The sequence below is a fragment of the Burkholderia sp. BE12 genome (assembly GCF_002959955.1).
Taxonomy (GTDB): domain Bacteria; phylum Pseudomonadota; class Gammaproteobacteria; order Burkholderiales; family Burkholderiaceae; genus Burkholderia.
In genome coordinates, this window is the sequence record NZ_PREY01000010.1 from 63,584 (window position 1) to 82,721 (window position 19,138).

The 19,138-nt window shown below is 67.7% G+C and carries 19 protein-coding genes; 10 read left to right on the plus strand and 9 right to left on the minus strand.

The features are described from left to right. Position 1 precedes the first annotated feature (1 nt). Positions 2-1,360, minus strand: a complete 1,359-nt coding sequence (locus tag C4B30_RS13155) for an aspartate aminotransferase family protein (RefSeq protein WP_027781744.1) — start codon at positions 1,358-1,360, stop codon at positions 2-4. 357 nt (positions 1,361-1,717) lie between these two features. On the opposite strand from C4B30_RS13155, the gene C4B30_RS13160 reads away from it, so the two are divergent. Continuing rightward, positions 1,718-3,715: a glycoside hydrolase family 28 protein gene (locus C4B30_RS13160; protein ID WP_027781743.1), complete on the plus strand. Its 1,998-nt coding sequence runs from the start codon at positions 1,718-1,720 to the stop codon at positions 3,713-3,715. Between the two features lie 63 nt (positions 3,716-3,778). On the opposite strand, the gene C4B30_RS13165 is transcribed toward C4B30_RS13160, so the two are convergent. Then, entirely contained in the window at positions 3,779-4,288 is a 510-nt protein-coding gene (locus C4B30_RS13165) for a GNAT family N-acetyltransferase (protein ID WP_027781742.1), read from the minus strand. A gap of 266 nt (positions 4,289-4,554) precedes the next feature. Then, positions 4,555-5,205, minus strand: coding sequence for a glycine zipper 2TM domain-containing protein (locus C4B30_RS13170; protein ID WP_027781741.1), 651 nt, complete (start codon positions 5,203-5,205; stop codon positions 4,555-4,557). A 538-nt stretch (positions 5,206-5,743) separates the two neighbouring features. Here C4B30_RS13170 and C4B30_RS13180 point away from each other — a divergent pair. The 3 genes from C4B30_RS13180 to C4B30_RS13190 all read left to right on the plus strand — a co-directional run bounded on the left by C4B30_RS13180 (position 5,744) and on the right by C4B30_RS13190 (position 8,725). Next, positions 5,744-6,943, plus strand: coding sequence for an amidohydrolase family protein (locus C4B30_RS13180; protein ID WP_027781740.1), 1,200 nt, complete (start codon positions 5,744-5,746; stop codon positions 6,941-6,943). Between the two features lie 67 nt (positions 6,944-7,010). Next, positions 7,011-8,195 carry an amidohydrolase family protein gene (locus C4B30_RS13185; RefSeq protein ID WP_027781739.1) on the plus strand — a complete coding sequence of 395 codons (1,185 nt, stop codon included), beginning with the start codon at positions 7,011-7,013 and terminating at the stop codon, positions 8,193-8,195. Positions 8,196-8,251: 56 nt separating this feature from the next. Further along, entirely contained in the window at positions 8,252-8,725 is a 474-nt protein-coding gene (locus C4B30_RS13190) for a nuclear transport factor 2 family protein (protein WP_027781738.1), read from the plus strand. Positions 8,726-8,779: 54 nt separating this feature from the next. Here C4B30_RS13190 and C4B30_RS13195 read toward each other — a convergent pair whose 3' ends face one another. After that, positions 8,780-9,643 (minus strand): LysR family transcriptional regulator, encoded by an 864-nt coding sequence (locus C4B30_RS13195; protein ID WP_027781737.1) that lies wholly within the window; start codon positions 9,641-9,643, stop codon positions 8,780-8,782. 544 nt (positions 9,644-10,187) lie between these two features. On the opposite strand from C4B30_RS13195, the gene C4B30_RS13200 reads away from it, so the two are divergent. Next, positions 10,188-10,991 carry an ABC transporter substrate-binding protein gene (locus tag C4B30_RS13200; protein ID WP_027781736.1) on the plus strand — a complete coding sequence of 268 codons (804 nt, stop codon included), beginning with the start codon at positions 10,188-10,190 and terminating at the stop codon, positions 10,989-10,991. 39 nt (positions 10,992-11,030) lie between these two features. Beyond that, a complete protein-coding gene (locus C4B30_RS13205; protein ID WP_027781735.1) occupies positions 11,031-11,879 on the plus strand; it encodes a phytanoyl-CoA dioxygenase family protein in 849 nt (282 codons plus the stop codon). Between the two features lie 78 nt (positions 11,880-11,957). Here C4B30_RS13205 and hutC read toward each other — a convergent pair whose 3' ends face one another. Together hutC and C4B30_RS13215 are read right to left on the minus strand one after the other, a co-directional pair. Further along, complete coding sequence (hutC, locus tag C4B30_RS13210) at positions 11,958-12,695, minus strand: histidine utilization repressor (protein WP_027781734.1); 738 nt, start codon at positions 12,693-12,695, stop codon at positions 11,958-11,960. Between the two features lie 31 nt (positions 12,696-12,726). Further along, complete coding sequence (locus tag C4B30_RS13215; protein WP_027781733.1) at positions 12,727-13,269, minus strand: helix-turn-helix domain-containing protein; 543 nt, start codon at positions 13,267-13,269, stop codon at positions 12,727-12,729. 133 nt (positions 13,270-13,402) lie between these two features. Here C4B30_RS13215 and C4B30_RS13220 point away from each other — a divergent pair, with 133 nt between their 5' ends. From C4B30_RS13220 to C4B30_RS13230, 3 genes are read left to right on the plus strand one after another with little or no spacing between them, the layout of a single operon-like run. Then, the gene (locus C4B30_RS13220) at positions 13,403-14,185 is read left to right on the plus strand and encodes an aldolase (RefSeq protein WP_105132658.1); all 783 of its coding nucleotides are present in this window, start codon (positions 13,403-13,405) and stop codon (positions 14,183-14,185) included. A 47-nt stretch (positions 14,186-14,232) separates the two neighbouring features. Continuing rightward, entirely contained in the window at positions 14,233-15,129 is an 897-nt protein-coding gene (locus C4B30_RS13225) for a dihydrodipicolinate synthase family protein (protein ID WP_027781731.1), read from the plus strand. Then, the gene (locus C4B30_RS13230) at positions 15,126-15,830 is read left to right on the plus strand and encodes an MOSC domain-containing protein (protein ID WP_027781730.1); all 705 of its coding nucleotides are present in this window, start codon (positions 15,126-15,128) and stop codon (positions 15,828-15,830) included. The genes C4B30_RS13225 and C4B30_RS13230 overlap by 4 nt, the downstream gene beginning before the upstream one ends. A 17-nt stretch (positions 15,831-15,847) precedes the next feature. Here C4B30_RS13230 and C4B30_RS13235 read toward each other — a convergent pair whose 3' ends face one another. Further along, entirely contained in the window at positions 15,848-16,609 is a 762-nt protein-coding gene (locus C4B30_RS13235) for an SDR family oxidoreductase (RefSeq protein WP_027781729.1), read from the minus strand. Positions 16,610-17,011: 402 nt separating this feature from the next. On the opposite strand from C4B30_RS13235, the gene C4B30_RS13240 reads away from it, so the two are divergent. Continuing rightward, positions 17,012-17,719 (plus strand): YceH family protein, encoded by a 708-nt coding sequence (locus C4B30_RS13240; RefSeq protein ID WP_027781728.1) that lies wholly within the window; start codon positions 17,012-17,014, stop codon positions 17,717-17,719. Between the two features lie 77 nt (positions 17,720-17,796). On the opposite strand, the gene C4B30_RS13245 is transcribed toward C4B30_RS13240, so the two are convergent. Together C4B30_RS13245 and C4B30_RS13250 are read right to left on the minus strand one after the other, a co-directional pair. Next, positions 17,797-18,219: a hypothetical protein gene (locus C4B30_RS13245; protein ID WP_027781727.1), complete on the minus strand. Its 423-nt coding sequence runs from the start codon at positions 18,217-18,219 to the stop codon at positions 17,797-17,799. Between the two features lie 31 nt (positions 18,220-18,250). Continuing rightward, complete coding sequence (locus C4B30_RS13250; protein ID WP_027781726.1) at positions 18,251-18,805, minus strand: hypothetical protein; 555 nt, start codon at positions 18,803-18,805, stop codon at positions 18,251-18,253. Positions 18,806-19,138 lie beyond the last annotated feature (333 nt).

Below are 19,138 nucleotides of genomic sequence, written 5' to 3' on the forward strand. Positions count from 1 at the left end.
CTCACACCAGTTCGCCCAGACACGCATCGAACTGCGCGACGAGCCGGTCGACATCGTCGGCGGTCGTTTGCGGGCACACGAGCATCATGTTGTGGAACGGCGTGATCAGCACGCCGCGATTCAGCAGGTACAGGTGCACGATGTGCTCGAGTTCACTGTCGAGCTGCGCGCCGGCCAGCGTGCCGTTGCGCGGCGGGACGGGCGCGAACTGAAACTCGGTGCGCGCGCCGATGCGCGTCACGCACCACGGCAGCCCGTGTTTCGCGATCGCGTGTTCGAGGCCCGTCGCGAGCCGCGCGGCGAGTGCGAACATGTGCGCATACGCGGCGTCGGTCGCGACTTCGGCGAGCGTCGCGCGCATCGCATGCATCGCAAGCATGTTCGCGGTGAGCGTCGTGCCGATGCCCGAGTGGCCGGGCGGCGCGTTCAGCTTCGCCTGCTTCGCGCGTTCCGCGAATTCGGCGCTGAACCCGTACACCGCGCACGGCACGCCGCCCGCGATCGGCTTGCCGACCACCAGCATGTCCGGTTCGAGACCGTGCGCGACCGCGTAGCCGCCGGGGCCGCTGCTGATCGTGTGCGTCTCGTCGATCACGAGCAGCGTGCCGGTGCGGCGCGTCAGTTCGCGCGCGGCCTCCCAAAAGCCCGGGTCGGGCAGCACCATGCCGATGTTCGTCATCGCGGGCTCGGCGAGCACGCACGCGACATCCCCATCCTTCAGCGCCGCTTCGAGCGCGTCGAGATCGTTGAATTCGACGACGCGTGTGTTCGCGAGCAGGTCGTACGACTGCCCGAGCAGGCTGTCGCGCTGCACCGGTCGGCCGTCGACGAGATCGACGAATACGTCGTCGACCGTGCCGTGATAGCAGCCGTTGAACACGACGATCGTGTTGCGGCCGGTGGCCGCGCGCGCCCAGCGCAGCACGAAGCGGTTCGCGTCGCTCGCGCTCAATGCGAATTGCCAGACCGGCAACCGGAAGCGCCGCGCGAGTTCGCGCGACACCCAGGCGGCGTCCTCGCTCGGCAGCATCGTCGTGTAGCCGCGCGTGGCCTGCTCGACGAGCGCGCGGGCGACGGGTTCGGGCGCATGGCCGAACATCGCGCCCGTATCGCCGAGGCAGAAATCGACGTAGCGATGACCGTCGACGTCGGTGAACGTCGCGCCGCGGGCTTCCTTCACGTATAGCGAGAACGGGGTCGACCAGTCCTGCATCCAGTGCAACGGCACGCCGAACATCAAGTGCTCGGACGCTTCCGCGGACAGCGCACGGGACACCGGCATGGCTTCGGTGAACGTCTGGCGCTCGCGATCGAACAGCGCGCGGGCGCGGATGAGGTCGACTCCGTGGCGGGTAGGCAAAGGCAGCTCCTGGGCTGTGGGGATGGCGAAACGATAGCGCGGGCGGCGCGGGGCTGACCAGAGGCGGAATTACCGAAGCGGGCTGGCAGTGGACGCGCTGGGAACCCGTTTTCGATGGACAGATTGCGGGATTGAGTCGAAGTTTTTGCGCATAAACATACGACAACATATCTCTGAAAGCGCATTCGTCGATGTGAGTGTGTGCACACATACGCCACATGAAGTCGGAGAAAACAGGGTAAACGACAAATACATGCGTTGCTCCAATCGCGTCTAGACTTTGCAATGTAGTACGACGACGTATAAATAACGCTGCGCCGCTCGGCGCATCGATATCCCTACCCTGAAGGAGTGCCCATGGCCGCCCATCGCCGCCGTTCGTCTTCGTCCGCCCGATCGTCCGCATCGAAACGGGTATCGCGCCGCGCTTTCATCGGCTGGACCGGCGCGCTCGCCGGCGGCGCGATGCTCGGCGGTCCGTTCGCGGCCACCCGGGCGCTGGCGGCGGCCGCGACGCCCAATGCGTCGGCGGTCGATCTCGTGTGGGGCGAGCACGGCGCGGCGGCGCGCATCGCCGCATCGCTCGCGCACGTGTCGCGGCTCGCGCGGCGCGGGCGCGACCTCGACGTGACGCACTACGGCGCGCGCCGGTGCGCGACGGTCGCGCAGACGTCGCCGTACCCGACAGCGAAATCGCCCGTCAGCCCCGGTTCCGATATGACAGCCGCGCCCGGCGCGTTCGATTCGCGCCCGGCGTTTCTCGCGGCGATCGACGCATGCCGGCGTGAAGGCGGCGGCCGGGTCGTCGTGCCGTCCGGCACCTGGTACTGCGCGGGGCCGATCGTGCTGCAGAGCAACGTCACGTTCCACCTGAGCGCGAACTGCACGATCTACTTCAGCCCGAACCCGGCCGATTACGCGAAGGACGGCCCGGTCGATTGCGGCGCGAACGGCCGGCTGTACTACAGCCGCTGGCAGGCGAACGATTGCCTGAACTACGGCGCGCCCGTCTACGCGCGCAACGCGACGAACATCGCGCTGACCGGCGAAGGCCCGACGTCGGTGCTCAACGGGCAGGCGATGACGCCGTTCTCCGGCAGCGGCGCGAACAGCGTCTGCTGGTGGACCTACAAGGGCTCGTCGGGCGCGTACGGCGCGGGCGCGACGGTGCCGGCCCAGAACTACGCGAACCCGAACAACGTCGATCTGCGGATCGTCGCGCCCGCGATTTCCGACGCGCTCTATGCGCTGCTGACGTCGCCCGTCACGCCGTGGCAGCAGGATCAGAACTACCTGCCCGCGCTGTCCGAGGCCGGTGTGCCGGTGGAGAAGCGCATCTTCGGCCTTGGTCACTATCTGCGGCCATGCATGGTCGAATTCATCGGCTGCACGAACGTGCTGATGGCGAACTACCAGACCCAGAACACGCCGTTCTGGCAGCACCATCCGACCGCGAGCCGCAACGTCGTGATCCGCGGCGTGACGACCAACAGCATCGGCCCGAACAACGACGGCTTCGATCCGGACGCGTGCACCGACGTGCTGTGCGAGGACTGCACGTTCAACACCGGCGACGACTGCATCGCGATCAAGTCGGGCAAGGACCGCGACACCGAATACGGGCCCGCGAAACGGCACCTGATCCGCAACTGCACGATGAACAGCGGGCACGGCGGGATCACGCTCGGCAGCGAGATGGGCGGCGGCGTCGAGCAGATCTATGCGACGAACCTGTCGATGCTGAACGCGAACTGGCAGACCAACCCGCTGAACATCGCGATTCGCGTGAAGACCAACATGAACCGTGGCGGCTACGTGAAGGATTTCCACGTGAAGGGCGTCACGCTGCCGAACGGTGTGACGCTGAAGGGCGGCGGCTACGGCAGTGCGTTGCTCGCGGGCAGCCCGGTCAATGCGAGCGTGCCGCTCGGCGTCGTCACGCCGTCGGCAGGCAATCCATCGGCGGCGCAGGGCGGCATCGTCACGTTCGACTGCGACTATCAGCCGGCGAACGATGCGGTGCGCACGCGCGCGCCGGTCGTGCAGAACGTGACGATCGCCGACGTGAAAGCGAGCAACGTGACGCTGAACGGCGTGACCGCATCGTGCTTCCAGGCGATCGTCGCGCAGGGGCCGGTCGCGTTCGACTACAACGGCACGCCGCCCACGCCCGCGGTGCAGCCGATCTCCGGCGTGACGATCACCGATTGCGACTTCGGCACGCCGGTGGCGTCGGGCACGCCGACGGTCACGTCGCCGGGGCCGATCTATGCGTTCAACGTGAGCGCGATGACGCTGACGAACGTGACGATCGCCGGGCAGGTCGTCAACGCGACGATCACCGACAAGCGGTGAGATGACGTAACGCCACGGCGTTCGCGTGCAGCCGGTCGGTGCCTGCACGCGAACGCCGACGCGTCATGCCAGCGTCTTGATCATGTAGTGCTCGTCGTAGAAGCGGCCATCGACGAACAGCGAGCGCGGCTCCGTGCCGAACCGCACGAACCCCTGCGATGCATACAGCCGCTCGGCGGTGTGGTTGACCTCGTTCACGGACAGCATCAGTTGGCTGCATCCCCACGCGTTCGCCGCATGCCCGGTCGCGCTGTCGAGCAGCGCTTGCGCGATGCGTTGCCCGCGATACGCGGCGTCGACGTACACGCCCCAGATCGTCGCCTTGTGCGCGATCTTCGTGCGCGCATCGCGGCGCACGCCGGTGATGCCGACGAGCGTCTCGCCGTCGAACGCGCCGAACACGGCCTGTACCTGCGTCGGCGTGAGGCGCTTCGCGAATTCGTCGACCGGCACCTGGGATTCTTCGTCGAGCGTCGGCAGGAAGGATAGGGGCGCGGTGTCGACCGCACGCAGGCGGACGGTGCGGAAACAGGCGGCGTCGGCCGCGTCGAGCAGGCGGATCGTGATCGTCATCGGGGGCATTCCGGTCGAGGGGCGTGCATGCCGGCGCGCGCCGCTGCCGCGGGCGCGGGATGCATCGTCCTTATCCTAATGGGAATCCGGATGTCGCGGGGCAATGCCCGGTGCGGGCACGATCGTGAACGGAGAAGACGATGATGGCGGCGGGTCGTGCCGCCATCGACGAGGGGACGCCAGGCGCGTGTGCCGTTGCGTCGAACCGGCACCCGTCGTCGAATGCTCGACATGCGCGAGATCGGCTCACGCGCACGCCACTGGAATCAATAGCGCGACAGTTGGTTGCCGTTGATCTGCACGCGGTCGCCCGGACGCAGGTTGCCCGGCGACTGCACGTCGAACGAGCGCATCGAGCCGTCGCTGACCTGCACGTCGATCCGGTAGCTGCTGGGGCCTTGTGCGGCGCCCATCTGCTGGCCGATCTGGTTGCCCGCCACCGCGCCGCCGAGCGCGCCGATCACCGTCGCCGCATCGCGGCCATGACCGCGGCCGAACTGGTTGCCCACCAGGCCGCCGACCAGCGCACCGACGACGGTGCCGGCGACACCCGACGGGCCGACCGAGCCGTTGACCGGCTGGATGTTCGAGACGGTGCCGTATTGCGTGCCGTACGGGGTCGCGTATTGCTGTTGCTGATTGCCGTACTGGTCATACGGCTGCGAGCCGTATTGCGTCGGGTTGCCGTATTGATCGTACGGTTGCGGCGCCTGGTTCGGATACGCCGGTTGCTGCTGCACGTAGCCCGGTTGCGAATACGCGGGCTGCGCATAGCCGGGCGTCGCGTATTGCTGCTGCTGCGGATAACCCGGCTGCGCGCCGTAGTAGCCGGGCGCGACGCACGCGGTGAGCGGAAGCGCCGCCACGGCGACGAGCGAGGCGAACAGAACGGTCTTCGTGGAAGGCATGCGCATCATGTGTTTCCTGCATCGGCAACGTGTTCGCCGATGGATTCCCGACACGGGTGGCGAACTCGGCGTGAGTATAAGGAATGGCCGGATGCGCGTCCGGTGCGGCCGGGTAACAACGTGTAAAGTCTGTTGCCGCGTAAATCGCGGCTTGCGCGGGGCGATCGCGCAATGGCCGGGAAGGGCGGCGGCCGTTCGGCAGTGTCGACGGCGCGCATCGATAGCGGTCCGGCGGAGTGTCTTCCGAGGCAGTCGGCGCCTCGATGCAGGCGCCCGAAACCTCGGCTTCCGCGACGTCGCCCGACGGGCCAATGCAGGCAGGCCGTCTCCGACGAGATCGGACCCCGCCGTCGCATCTTGCTGGCGTGGCGTCTGCGCCGCACATCGCGAAATCGAATGCACGGCATCGCGACATTTAATTGGCCTCGGCCGGCGGCGTCCGATATCGTGGCCGGATTCCCTGCCAATGGTCGCCGCGCCGCGCCGGCCGCGGTTCCTTCCCCTGTCCGCGCCGGTGTCGCGCCGCGACCGCCCCACATTCCGAGCCATGACCGAACGACTCTTCATCAACGCCGTCGACGCCGGCGGCCAGCCCGTCAACCTCGTCGTCCGCGACGGCCGCTTCGCCGCGATTGGCGCCGATTGCGCAGCCGCGCCGGGCGCGCAGACGATCGACCTCGACGGCCGTGTCGTGCTGCCCGGTTTCGTCGACGGCCATATCCATCTCGACAAGAGCTTCGTCGGCGATCGCTGGGTGCCGCACGAACCGGTCGGCTCGCTGCGCGAGCGGCTCGCGGTCGAGAAGCGCCAGCTCGCGGCCGCGCCGTCGATCGTCGAGCGCGCGGACGCGCTGATCGCGCAGGCCGCCGCGTTCGGCACGATCGCGATGCGCAGCCACGTCGACGTCGATGCGACGACGGGCCTGTCGAACCTGCACGCCGTGATGGCCGCGCGCGAACGATGGCGCGGGATCGTCGACATCGAACTGGTCGCGTTTCCGCAGGCCGGCGTGATCACGTGCCCGGGCACCGCCGAGATACTCGATGCCGCCGTGCGCGAAGGCGCGGACGTGGTCGGCGGGATCGACCCGACGACGCTCGACGGCGACGCGGACGGCCAGCTCGACATCGTGTTCGGCATTGCCGAGAAGCGCGGCGCGAAAATCGACATCCACCTGCACGAGCCGGGGGCAACGGGCATTGCGCAACTGCTGCGGATCGCGGCGCGCACGCGCGCGGTCGGACTCGGCGGGCGCGTGAACGTGAGCCATGCGTACGCGCTCGGCCAGGTGAGCGATGACGACGTGCAGCGTACGGCCGCGGCTTTGGCCGAAGCCGGCGTATCGATCCTGACGAATGCGCCGGGCGACTGCGCGTTCCCGCCGGTGCGACGGCTGCGCGACGCGGGCGTGCACGTGTTCGCGGGCAACGACAACATCCGCGACGCGTGGTGGCCGTACGGCAACGGCGACATGTTGCAGCGCGCGATGATGATCGGCTACCGGTCGGGCTTCTACACCGACGAAGCGCTCGGCATCGCGCTCGACATGGCGACGCACGCCGGCGCGCGCGCAATCGGCAAGGATAACTACGGAATCGCGGTCGGATGCGACGCAAGCTTCGTCGCGGTGCGCGCGCCGAATGCGGCGGCGGCTGTCGCGGGCGTGCCGGCCGAGCGCTGGGTATTTCGCCGCGGCGAAAGCGATACGGACGCACCGTTCGCCCCGTCGCTGCGCTTTACGCGCTGAACCACATGACCGGCGGCACGGCACGCGCCGTGCCCGCCTTGCACCGACCGACCCGACCGGACCCGACATGACGAACCTGCTGATCCGCAATGTCCGCACGAACGCCGACGCTGCGCTCGATATCCTGATCGAAGGCGATCGCATCGCGCGCGTCGGCCCGTCGCTCGACGCGCCCGCCGGCTGCGCGATCGAGGACGGCGCGGGCGCGTTGGCGCTGCCCGGCCTCGTCGAAGGCCATACGCATCTCGACAAGACCCACTGGGGGATGCCGTGGTATCGCAACCAGGTCGGGCCGCGCCTCGTCGACCGCATCGAGAACGAACGCCACTATCGCGCGACGAGCGGCCATGACGCGGGCGCCGCCTCGCTCGCGCTGGCGCGTGCCTTCCTCGCGGCCGGCACGACGCGCATCCGGACGCACGTCGACGTCGATACCGAAGCCGGGCTGCGCCACCTGCACGGCGTGCTGGCCACGCGCGAGACGCTGCGCGGGCAGGTCGAGATCCAGATCGTCGCGTTTCCGCAATCGGGCGTGCTCAAGCGGCCGGGCACCGATGCGCTGCTGTCCGACGCGCTCGGCGCCGGCGCCGACCTGCTCGGCGGGCTCGATCCGTGCGCGATCGAAGGCGATCCGGTCGAGGCGGTGGACGTGCTGTTCGCGATCGCCGGGCGCCACGGCCGCGGGCTCGATATCCATCTGCACGAGCGCGGGTCGATGGGTGCGTACTCGCTCGACCTGATCCTGCAGCGCACGGCGGCGCTCGGCATGCAGGGAAAGGTCACGATCAGCCATGGTTTCTGCCTCGGCGATATCGCCGAACGCGAGCGCGATGCGCTGCTCGCGCGGATGGCCGAGCTCGGCGTCGCGATCGTCACGACCGCGACGGCCGCGGTGCCGGTGCCGCCGGTGGCCGCGTGCCGTGCGGCGGGCGTGACCGTGGTCGGCGGCAACGACGGCGTGCGCGATACGTGGACGCCGTACGGCTCGCCCGACATGCTCGAGCGCGCGATGCTGATCGCCATGCGCAACGATTTCCGCCGCGACGATGCACTCGAAGTCGCGCTCGACTGCGTGACGCACGGCGCGGCGCGCGGCTGCGGTTTCGCGGATTACGGCCTGCAGCCGGGTCACCGCGCGGACGTGGTGCTCGTCGATGCGCTGACGTTCGCCGAGGCCGTCGTCGCGCGGCCGGTGCGGCGTCTCGTCGTGTCGTCCGGGAAGGTCGTCGCGCGCGACGGCGCACTGGTCTGAACGCCGCGTCGCGCCGGTATGATCCGGTTTTCGGCCGGATTTCCGAGGAGACGACGATGCGACGCACGACCGCGGCACGGGCCGCACGATGGATGGCGGTGGCCCTGTTCGCCGTGACCGCCACGCATGCGGGGGCGGCCGGCCCGGCCGACGCGCGGCAGGAGGCCAACCGGCGCACGGTGCTGGCGTTCTACGAAAAAGGCTTGAACGAGAAGGATGCGGACGCTGCGCTCGCGTATGTCGGCGATCGCTACGTGCAGCACAACCCGAACGCGGCCGACGGGCGCGACGGCTTCCGCAAGTTCGTCGCGTTCCTGCGCGACACATATCCGCAATCGCACAGCGAGATCAAACGCTCGTTCGTCGACGGCGACTACGTGATCCTGCACGTGCACGCGGTGCGCGAACCCGGTACGCGCGGCAGCGCGATCATGGACATCTTCCGGCTCGAGCACGGCAAGATCGTCGAACACTGGGACGTCAACCAGCCGGTGCCCGAGCAGGCGGCGAACGGCAACACGATGTTCTGACGCATGCGCGGCACGCCGTGCCCCGTTCCCTGCTGCGGATGAAACCCGCTTCGCTTACCGCCCTTCGAGTTCCAGCATCGCCGCGAGCGTCTTCGTCAGTTCGCTGACCATCGGGTCGGCCGTCGGCCGGTGCAGGATCGCGATGTCCATGTGCTCGATCGGCGCGAAGCCCTGCTTCGCGGTCAGCACCACATGCTCGTCCGTCACCACGCGCGCGGGCAGCACGCTGATGCCGAGCCCGTCCGCGACGGCCGCCTGGATCCCGCTCAGGCTAGACGTCGTGAAGCTGATCCGCCAGCGGCGGCCGCGCTCCTCGATCGCCTTGATCATGTCGTCGCGGTAGAGCCCGCGCGGCGGGAACACGACGATCGGCACCGGGTCGAGATCGATCGACGGATGCTTCGCGCTGTCGATCCAGCGCAGCTTCTCGGGCCAGCGCACGACCGCCTCGCGGCTGTCGCGTCGCTGCTTGATCAGCACGAGGTCGAGTTCGCCGCGATCGTACGCGGCGCTGATGTCGCGGCTCAGCCCGCACGTCACTTCGAGCTTCACCTGCGGATGCTCGCGCTTGAACGCCGCGAGCGCGTGCGTCGTGCGACCCGCCGCGAAATCGTCGGGCACGCCGAGCCGGATCGTCAGCGCGACCGTCGCGCCCGACAGCGCCTCCAGCATCTCGTCGTTGAGCGCGAGCATGCGCCGCGCATAGCTGAGCACCGTCACGCCCGCGTCGGTCGGCCGCACGTCGCGCGCGCCGCGGTCGAGCAGGCGGTGGCCGGCGATTTCCTCGAGCCGGCGCACCTTCTGGCTGACGGTCGACTGCGTCGAATGCAGGCGCGCGGAAGCCGTCGTGAAACTGCCGCAGTCGGCGACCATCACCAGCGCGCGCAGCAGGTCGATGTCGAACAGGGGTCTATTCATTTCTGCACTTCTGTGGATTCGATCATTTCATTTCCAAATGCGTGCGGCGACTTTTAACATGGCCGGACGCCGCGGGCAATCGCGGTTTCGCCGGATTCGGCGCGGCGTCGCGCGGCGCCTTTGAAGCGCGTGACGCATCTTATCGGCCGCGCAGCGGCGAGCGCGGGCACGCCAGGGGCGCATTACCGTACGGTCGGTGGAAGATCGGGCGACACGTCGCCGTAGCTTCCGGTATAGACCTCTACATTTCACGAACATCCGGAAAAACACGCTCTGTGGCAAACGTGCGTCGCGCAGGGTAAACACCTGAAAACCCCGTAAAAAGGCCGTGGATCAGGCATCTGCCCGCCCTCCCGTCTCCCGCCTCTCTTCAATCCGCCGCACTCCGTCATACCCCCGCTTGCGCTCGAAAATCTAGCGGTCTAGACTGCACCGCAGTTTCATCGAAGTCCCGTCTTTCGCGTACCGCGCCGGGCATGCCGGCACGACGCTCCCCACCGGACGCCGGCGCTTCCCCGCCGCGTCGAGACCACAAGGACACGCCATGAACCGTACTGCCAAGTTCCTCGTTACCGCGCTGGCGTTCGCGCCGCTCGCATCGTTCGCGCAGGACACGTCGACGATCCGCTGGGGTATCGATCCGACGTATCCGCCGTTCGAGGCGAAGCAGCCCGACGGCTCGCTCGCCGGCTTCGACATCGACCTGCGCAATGCGATCTGCGAGCAACTGCGTGCGAAGTGCGTGTGGGTCGAGCAGGGCTTCGACGGGATGATTCCGGCGCTGCGCGCGCGCAAGTTCGACGTGATCATGTCCGCGATGACGGCCACCGACGAGCGGCTCAAGCAGATCGACTTCTCGAACAAGCTGTATGCGTCGCCGGGCGCGCTCGTCGCGCCGGTCGGCTCGAAGCTGCTGCCGACCGCGGCGTCGCTGGCCGGCAAGCGCGTCGGGATCGACCAGGGCACGACGCAGGAGGCGTACGCGAAGGCCGAATGGGCGACCAAGGGCGTGACGATCGTCTCGTACCAGAATCAGGACCAGGTGTATCAGGATCTCGTCAACGGTCGCCTCGACGCGACCTTCCAGGACAAGACGCAGGCCGGCTACTCGTTCCTGAAGACGCCGCGCGGCAAGGGCTACGCGTTCGCGGGCCCGGACGTGACCGATGTGCGGATCACCGGCTACGGCGTCGCGATGGGGTTGCGCAAGGGCGACGCCGACATGAAGAAGCGGCTGAACGACGCGATCGTCGCGATTCGCGCGAACGGCACGTACCAGAAGATCGCCGCGAAGTACTTCGACTTCGACATCTACGGCGCGAAGCAGCAACTGACTTCGGCGCCGTGATTCCGTGATTCCGTGACTCATTCGATCGACAGGCACACCATGACGAGTATCCACGAGCGCGTCGCGCAAGCCGTGACGCCCGAACTGATCGCCGCGTTCCGCGAGGAAGGTGCGGTCTGCATCAAGGGCATCTTTTCGCCCGACGAAGTGGCCGCGCTGCGGGCCGGCATCGACGCGAACCTCGCGCAGCCGAGCGAACGCGCGAAAGTCGCGAGTCGGCCCGACGATCCGGGCTGGTTCTTCGAGGATTTCTGCAACTGGCAGCACAACGACGCGTATCGCGACTTCATCGTGCGCTCGCCGGCGCCGTCGGTCGCCGCCGCGCTGATGGGCACGGACAACGTGCGGCTGCATCACGACCACCTGCTCGTGAAGGAGCCCGGCACGCGGCAGCGTACGCCGTGGCACCAGGACCAGCCGTACTACAACATCGAAGGCGACGACAACGTCAGCATGTGGATTCCGGTCGATCCGGTGCCGCTCGAATCGACGCTCGAATTCGTCGCCGGCTCGCATCGCGGGCCGTGGCTGATGCCGCGCACGTTCATGGACAAGGAGGCGAAGTGGTTTCCGGAAGGCAGCCTCGCCGATCTGCCCGACATCGAAGCCGACCGCACGGCCTTCCCGATCCGCCACTGGGCGCTCGAACCCGGCGACATGGTGTGCTTCCGGATGCTTACGCTGCACGCGTCGGGCGGCACACAGAACCGCCGGCGCGCGTTCTCGATCCGCTTCGTCGGCGACGATGTCCGTCACGCGCCGCGCCGCTGGAAAACGTCGCCCGATTTTCCCGGGCTCGCGGAACAGCTCGCCGACGGCGCGCCGCTCGATCACCCGCTGTTTCCGGTCGTATGGTCGCGCGACGCGGGGCAGGTTGGGGCGATCTGACCCGACGTAACGAATGAACACGGCGGCCGTTTCATGACGAAACGGCCGCCGTGCGTGTCGGGGGCGTGCGACGAACGATCAGGTCGGGTGGCGCCCCGCGCCCGGCTTGAAGCGCGAGCCGAGCCGGTAGCGGTTGCCCGGGTGCAGGAAGTGCACGAACGTGACGGGCAGCCCGTCCGTCCACGTGCGGCGCGTGAGCGTGAGGCACGGCTCGTCGGCGCGCATGTCGAGCAGCCGCGCCTGCTCGCCGGTCGGCAGCGACGCGTCGACGACGTGCTCGATTTCCAGTTCGTAGTGCGACACGTTGTTGTACAGGTACTCGGACGGCGGTTCGGTCTGGAAATCCTGATCGATGAAGCCGGGCGCGGCCGCCGGGTTCACGTAGCGATCCTCTAGCTGGATCGGGCGGCCGTTTTCCTCGTGCACGCACACCACGTGAAAGACCGGCGTGTTGACCGGCAGGCCGAACGCGGCCGCGACGTCGAACGACGCGGGCTCGCGCGACCGGCTGAGCACGCGGCAGCGGTACTCGTGCCCGCGCGCACGGATCTCGTCGCGAATATGCGCGATCATCAGCAGGTTCGACTGCGGCTTGACCTCCGCGACGAAGGTGCCGACGCCCGCGATGCGCTTCAGCACGCCTTCCTCGGTCAGCTCGCGCAGTGCGCGGTTGACCGTCATGCGCGCGACGCCGAACCGGGCGGCGAGATCGAGTTCGGACGGGATGCGGTCGCCGGGGCGCCAGTCGCCGGATTCGACGTTCTGGCGAACGAGCGTCTTGATCTGCTGGAACGGTGCGGTGGCCTTGGTGACCATCGGAAGATCCTTGCGCGAAGAAGTGACGAGGCTAGTCGTCGTGGCTGACGATGACCAGGATCTCCGCCTGCGCGGTGCCGAGGCTGCGCGTGCGGTGGGGGATGAGTGCGTTGAAATAGACTGAATCGCCGGCCCTGAGTTGCACCGTCTCGTTCGGAAATTCGATTTCCACGCGCCCCTTGTGCACGAACAGGAATTCCTCGCCTTCGTGCTCGCGGAACGTCGACGCGACGAATTCGTGCGGCGGATGCACGACGAACGGCAGCATCTTCTTCGGCGCGACGCCGGCCGCGATGCTTTCGAAACGGTGCGCGTGGCTGTCGGCCGCCCCGCCCATCGCCGTGCGCTCGCCGGCGCGCGTGATCGCGATCAGCTCGCGGTTGCGGCTTTCCGAGAACAGTTGCTCGACGTCGACGTTCAGCGCCTTCGACAGCTTCAGCGCGACCGCGATCGACGGCACGCTCAGGCCGCGCTCGACTTTCGACAGATAGCTCTTGGTGAGGCCGGTCTCGCCGGCCAGCACGTCGAGCGTCCAGCCTTTCTGTTTTCTGAGCAGCTTCAGGCGAATCGTCATGGGGCGCCGGGTGTCCTTCGAAAAACCGATTGTAACGCATGACACAAAGTGTCATTCGGTGTATCGTGTGTCACGTGCGACGGGCAAACGGCTGCGGACGGCGCGGCAGGCCCGGTTCATTCAGGAGGCGAACATGGCGGAAACGCTGAATTTGACGAAGGAAGCGCTGGTCGCGCTGGCGGAGCGGCGTCTTGAAAACGAAGTGGGCGACAGCGGCTGGTCCGCGCGGCAAAAGCTCGCGCTGACGTGCCGGATCCTGTTCGACGCCGGCCACGACTCGGGCCTGGCCGGGCAGATCACCTGCCGCGCGGATGCGGCCGGCACGTACTACACGCAGCGGCTCGGGCTCGGCTTCGACGAGATCTCGGCCGCGAACCTGCTGCGCGTCAACGAGGATCTCGACGTCGTCGATGGCGAAGGCATTCCGAACCCGGCCAACCGGTTCCATACGTGGATCTATTGCGAGCGCCCGGACGTGAACTGCATCATCCACACGCATCCGGCGCATGTCGCGGCGCTGTCGATGCTCGAGCAGCCGCTCGTCGTGTCGCACATGGACATCTGCCCGCTGTACGACGATTGCGCGTTCCTGAAGGACTGGCCGGGCGTGCCGGTCGGCAACGAGGAGGGCGAGATCATCTCGAAGGCGCTCGGCAGCAAGCGCGCGATCCTGCTGTCGCATCACGGCCAGCTCGTGGTCGGCAAGACGATCGAGGAGGCTTGCATTCTCGCGCTGTTGATCGAGCGCGCCGCGAAGCTGCAACTGCTCGCGATGTCGGCCGGCGAGATCAAGCCGGTGCCGCCGGCGCTCGCGCGAGAAGCGCACGACTGGATCTCGAAACCGAAGCGCGATGCAGTGACGTTCGACTACTACGCGCGCCGCGCGTTGCGCACGCATCGGGACTGCGTCGCATAAGTCGTGCCGTTCCGATGTTGTCGGACAATCATTGAGGAATACAAATCGTGTCCATCCTTCTGAAGGGCATCATTGCCTACCCCGTCACGCCGTTCTCCGTCGACGGCGGCGTCGACCTGAAAGCGCTCGATGCGCTGATCGAGCGCCTGATCGCCGGCGGCGTTCACGCGATCGCGCCGCTGGGCAGTACCGGCGAAAGCGCCTACCTGTCCGACGCCGAATGGGAGGCCGTCGCCACCGCATCGATTCGCGCGGTGCGCCGGCGCGTGCCGACCGTCGTCGGGATTTCCGATCTCACCACGGCGGGCGCGGTGCGCCGTGCCCGCTTCGCCGAGCAGGCCGGCGCCGATGCGGTGATGGTGCTGCCGGTGTCGTACTGGAAGCTCGGCCACGACGAGATCGTCGCGCACTATCGCGCGATCGGCGACGCCATTGGCATCCCGATCATGCTGTACAACAATCCGGCGACGAGCGGCGTCGACATGTCGCCGGACCTGATCGCGACGATCTGCCGCGCAGTCGACAACGTGACGATGGTCAAGGAGAGCACCGGCGACATCGGCCGGATGCACCGGCTCGCGCAATTGAGCGACGGGACGATCCCGTTCTACAACGGCAGCAATCCGATGGCGCTCGCCGCGCTGGCCGCGGGCGCGTCCGGATGGTGCACGGCCGCGCCGAACCTGAACGCCGCGTTGCCGCTCGCGTTGTTCGACGCGATGCGCACCGGCGACCTCGCACGCGCCAGATCGGTCTTTCACGCGCAGTTGCCGTTGCTGCAGTTCATCGTCAACGGCGGGTTGCCGGTGACCGTGAAGGCCGGGCTGAGACTGCGCGGCTTCGACGCCGGCGAACCGAGGCGGCCTCTGCTGCCGCTCGGCGATGCACGCACGCGCGAACTCGAGCAACTGCTCGCGGCGCTGCCGGACGGTGTGGCCGCATGAGCGACGACGCCCGGCCTGCGATCGCGGCTGCCATCAGCGCGGTGCGGATCGGCACGAGCCGGCCGCTCGCCGGCACGCCGCACGCAAGCGCGATCGACAAGCAGCCGGTGGATACACGCCTGTGGCTGGGCGCGCTCGGCTTTGCCGGCGACGCCCAGGCCGATGCGCGGCATCACGGCGGTCCCGACAAGGCCGTTCACCACTATGCACACGATCACTATGCATGGTGGGCCGCGCAGATCGGCGCGCGCGACGTGCTCGCCCAACCGGGCGCGTTCGGCGAGAACCTGTCGACACGCGGCATCACCGAACACGACGTGTGTCTCGGCGACGTGTTCACGCTGGGCGGTGCGGTGCTCCAGGTCTCGCAGTCGCGGCAGCCGTGCTGGAAGCTCAACGCGCGTTTCGATCATCCGCGGATGGCGGCGCTCGTGCAGCAAAGCGGCCGGACCGGCTGGTACTACCGCGTGCTGCAGGAAGGCTGGGTGGGGGCGGGCGACGTGCTCGCGCTGCATGAGCGCCGCCACCCGCAATGGCCGCTGTCGACGGTGCTCGACGTGCTGTATCGACGCACGCTCGACATGGCCGCGCTCGATGCGCTGTGCGACGTGCCGGTGCTGCCGCCCGCCTGGCGCAAGATGCTCGAAAAGCGCCGGACGGAGCGGCAGGTCGAAGACTTGACGAAGCGGCTCGAAGGATGACGGGCCGCGTCCGACGCTTACTTCGTCGGCAGGTTGCGCACGTCGGCCGTCGGCTCGGTGCCGAACGCGTCGCTCAGCGTATAGCCGATCAGTAGTCGGGCGGTTGCCTCGGGCGTGGCGAGTGCGCCGCTCGACTTCAACTGGTCGAACTTCTCGCGCATCGGGAAATTGTCTTCGTCGGTCGCGCGGATCGTGGCCTGCATGCCCGTATCGACGACGCCCGGCGCGACGCTGCAGATGCGCAGCGCGCCGTTCGCGTCGAGCGCGACGGCGCGCGCGTGGTGATCGAGCGCGGCCTTGGTCGCGCAGTAGATGCTCCAGCCCGCATACGCGTTGCGGGCAGCGCCGCTCGACAGGTGCACGATCCGGCATTCGGTCGCGGCCGAGGCGGCCTGTGCGAGCGCGGCCGACAGCATCAGCGGCGCGGCGACGTTCAGGCCGACCGCGCGGGCGACGATCGCCGGATCCTGCGCGGTGAGCGGGCCGATCGGATCGACGATACCCGCGTTGTTGAACAGCAGCACGAGGGACGCGCCGTCGACGAAGCGGCGCAGCGTGTCGCCGGCCAGCCAGGCGGCGACGGCCGTGGAGTCCGACAGGTCGAGTTCGACTTCGGCGAAGCGTTCGCCGGCCTGCGACCCGAGCGACGGATGACGGCTGCGCGACACGCCGAGCACGGCGATGCCTTCCTGCAGCAGGTGTTCGGCGAGCGCCGCGCCGACGCCGCGCGTGTGTCCGGTGACGATGGCGCGCACGGGTGCGGTAGAAGATGCAGTCATGGTGGTGAACCGATGAGGAGTGAACGGAGTTGACGAGCGGCGCGCACGCACGGCGGCAGCGCATTCAGGGCGGGTGATGCGTGGTATCGACGTGCGAAGAGGTCGCACGCGGCGCCGCGGATATCGGGACGAACGTATATCGTAGCGCTGGCATGTGCATCGCGCAAACGCCGGGGCGTGCGTGCGGGAGGAATTCGCAGCGCGTGCATGCATCGCCGCGTTGCGCCGCGTGCTGCCGGGCGCGCTGCTACGTCGGACGAAAGCCCGCTGCGACAAGTGCGCACTTCGGTGCGGCGAGCGGCGCCGGGCCATGCTTCGCGAGCTATCATATGGCTCCCCCGTTCGCGACGCCGGACGGGCCGCGACCGTTTCCCCTCATTTGCTGCACGCTGCGAAGCCATCATGAACACCACGCCGGATACGCCCACGCCCCGCACCCTTCGCGAACTCACGCCCCTCGAGGCCCGCATTCTCGGTGTGCTCGTCGAGAAACAGCACACGGTGCCGGATACCTACCCGCTGTCGCTGAACGCGCTGACCGCGGGCTGCAACCAGAAAACCGCGCGCGCGCCGGTGATGAACGTCAGCGAGGACGAAGTCACGACCGCGCTCGACGGGCTGAAGCACTTGAGTCTCGTGATGGAGGGCAGCAGCAGCCGCGTGCCGCGCTTCGAGCACAACATGAACCGCGTGCTCGGCATCCCGAGCCAGGCAATCGCGCTGCTGACGATCCTGTTGCTGCGCGGCCCGCAGACGGCCGCCGAGCTGCGCCTGAACAGCGCGCGCCTGCATGGTTTCGCGGATATCTCGTCGGTCGAGGCGTTTCTCGACGAACTCGCGGCGCGCGCACAGCCGCTCGTCGTCCGGCTGCCGCGTGCACCGGGCGCGCGCGAGAATCGCTGGATGCACCTGATGTGCGGCGAGGTGAACCTGGCCGACTTCGCGAGCGCGGATGCCGGCGGCGCGGATTCGGTGCCGCCTTCCGAATTCGAAGCGCTGAAGGCAGAACAGAAGCGCCTCGCGGATGAAGTGGCGCGGCTGAATGCGCTGGTTCAGCGGATGGCCAGCGAACTGGGGATCGACGTCGACGTGCCGGGCGACGCGGGCTGATCCACGGGGCGATGCGACGCGGTGCCGACGCGTGCACGCGCGCAGCGCAGCGGGCATCGGGCGCCGCGACGTCATCGCTACCAGCGGCACCCCGATTGCGGCGAAACGTCGACATCCACCGCCCTGCCGAACGCGGTTTTCTTGCCGGTGCGCGCATTGGTGTACGTCATCGAATAGACGTTGGCGCCCTGGGACATCATTTCGTATCTCCCGTTGATCTTGCCGTCGACCATTTCGACCCAGGTCGTCGTGAACTGATGCGGACGATCTTCGGCGAGCACTTCGTCCTCTTCGTGTTCGATCACCAGCGGGAGGGCCGTTTTCGATTTCGCATACCGGACCATGCCGCCCGTCCAATCGACCGCATCGTCGTAGTAGGTGCGCATCTCGAAGCGCACGGGTTTGTCGCCATCCGATCTGAAGCAGAACACGTCGGTGGAAACCTTGGCGAGCGCCGGCAACGAAATACAGAGCAGTACCACGGCAAGTGCTTTTTTCATGAGGGTGGTGTGCAAGAGATAAAGCGACATTTCAACCGACACTGATCCGCGTAGCCCCCGCATCGACGAGCCGGAACAGCAGATCCTCGACGGCCGTCTCGGGCGCGGAGCCGAGGTCGGCATTGACGCGCCACCCTTGTTCCGTGCGAACCGGTTCCGACAGGTAGTGGACGACGCCATGCAGCCCGTCTTCGGCCGGCGTATTCTCGTCGTCCACATCGAACCACGCGAGGAACCACGTCTTGAAAGCGTCGACCGCTGCGCTTTCGTCGAGACCGTCGGCCTCGATCGCGGCCCAGTCCCACACGAACGGGCGGATCGACACGGCCGCCGTTTCGAGGTCGAACGCGAACGATTCGAAATCCAGTTGCGAGGTCGAATCGACCATCGACGGCTGGCCCGCCGCGTCGCCTTCGGCCGGGATCGTGTCGGCCCGGCACGGCAGCGCGAGCGGCCCTTCGGCGGCCAGCGCGCCGTCGGCCTGCCGGTAGGCCGGTTCGACGGTCACCGCCGGTTGCGCTGCCGCTTGCGCGAGCAGGTCGATATAGGGTTGGCGGATGGCACGGAGCAGTTCGGATACGGTCATCGTGGCGTGTCGGTTGAGCAGGAAACGATCGGTCGCAGGCAGGCGGTGGGCCGCGCGGCCCGCCTCGCAAGACGGGCCGCTTCGGTAACGGACAGCCGTGATCGTACGGTACTTCATCCGGAGGCGGGCAGTCGGCCGAACGGCCGGGGCGGCCGCATCGCGTTGCGGCGGCTTTAGACGTTTACCTTCAAACAACGGAAAACGTGCATCGAACGCGTTCTCGTTGTGCTTCAATTCATCCGGTTTGTACTCCTACTAAATTACAGATTCAGAACAAGCCGGATCATTCATTCACAGGAGACAGTCGATGGCACGGAAACGCTTTTGAAGTGG

Coding starts and splice junctions, on each gene's coding strand:
- C4B30_RS13190 (WP_027781738.1), top strand. CDS start 8,252: ATGCGACGCACGACCGCGGCACGGGCCGCACGATGGATGGCGGTGGCC.
- C4B30_RS13240 (WP_027781728.1), top strand. CDS start 17,012: ATGAACACCACGCCGGATACGCCCACGCCCCGCACCCTTCGCGAACTC.
- C4B30_RS13250 (WP_027781726.1), bottom strand. CDS start 18,805: ATGACCGTATCCGAACTGCTCCGTGCCATCCGCCAACCCTATATCGAC.
- C4B30_RS13215 (WP_027781733.1), bottom strand. CDS start 13,269: ATGACGATTCGCCTGAAGCTGCTCAGAAAACAGAAAGGCTGGACGCTC.
- C4B30_RS13245 (WP_027781727.1), bottom strand. CDS start 18,219: ATGAAAAAAGCACTTGCCGTGGTACTGCTCTGTATTTCGTTGCCGGCG.
- hutC (WP_027781734.1), bottom strand. CDS start 12,695: ATGGTCACCAAGGCCACCGCACCGTTCCAGCAGATCAAGACGCTCGTT.
- C4B30_RS13220 (WP_105132658.1), top strand. CDS start 13,403: ATGGCGGAAACGCTGAATTTGACGAAGGAAGCGCTGGTCGCGCTGGCG.
- C4B30_RS13230 (WP_027781730.1), top strand. CDS start 15,126: ATGAGCGACGACGCCCGGCCTGCGATCGCGGCTGCCATCAGCGCGGTG.
- C4B30_RS13195 (WP_027781737.1), bottom strand. CDS start 9,643: ATGAATAGACCCCTGTTCGACATCGACCTGCTGCGCGCGCTGGTGATG.
- C4B30_RS13185 (WP_027781739.1), top strand. CDS start 7,011: ATGACGAACCTGCTGATCCGCAATGTCCGCACGAACGCCGACGCTGCG.
- C4B30_RS13200 (WP_027781736.1), top strand. CDS start 10,188: ATGAACCGTACTGCCAAGTTCCTCGTTACCGCGCTGGCGTTCGCGCCG.
- C4B30_RS13205 (WP_027781735.1), top strand. CDS start 11,031: ATGACGAGTATCCACGAGCGCGTCGCGCAAGCCGTGACGCCCGAACTG.
- C4B30_RS13180 (WP_027781740.1), top strand. CDS start 5,744: ATGACCGAACGACTCTTCATCAACGCCGTCGACGCCGGCGGCCAGCCC.
- C4B30_RS13165 (WP_027781742.1), bottom strand. CDS start 4,288: ATGACGATCACGATCCGCCTGCTCGACGCGGCCGACGCCGCCTGTTTC.
- C4B30_RS13170 (WP_027781741.1), bottom strand. CDS start 5,205: ATGATGCGCATGCCTTCCACGAAGACCGTTCTGTTCGCCTCGCTCGTC.
- C4B30_RS13160 (WP_027781743.1), top strand. CDS start 1,718: ATGGCCGCCCATCGCCGCCGTTCGTCTTCGTCCGCCCGATCGTCCGCA.
- C4B30_RS13235 (WP_027781729.1), bottom strand. CDS start 16,609: ATGACTGCATCTTCTACCGCACCCGTGCGCGCCATCGTCACCGGACAC.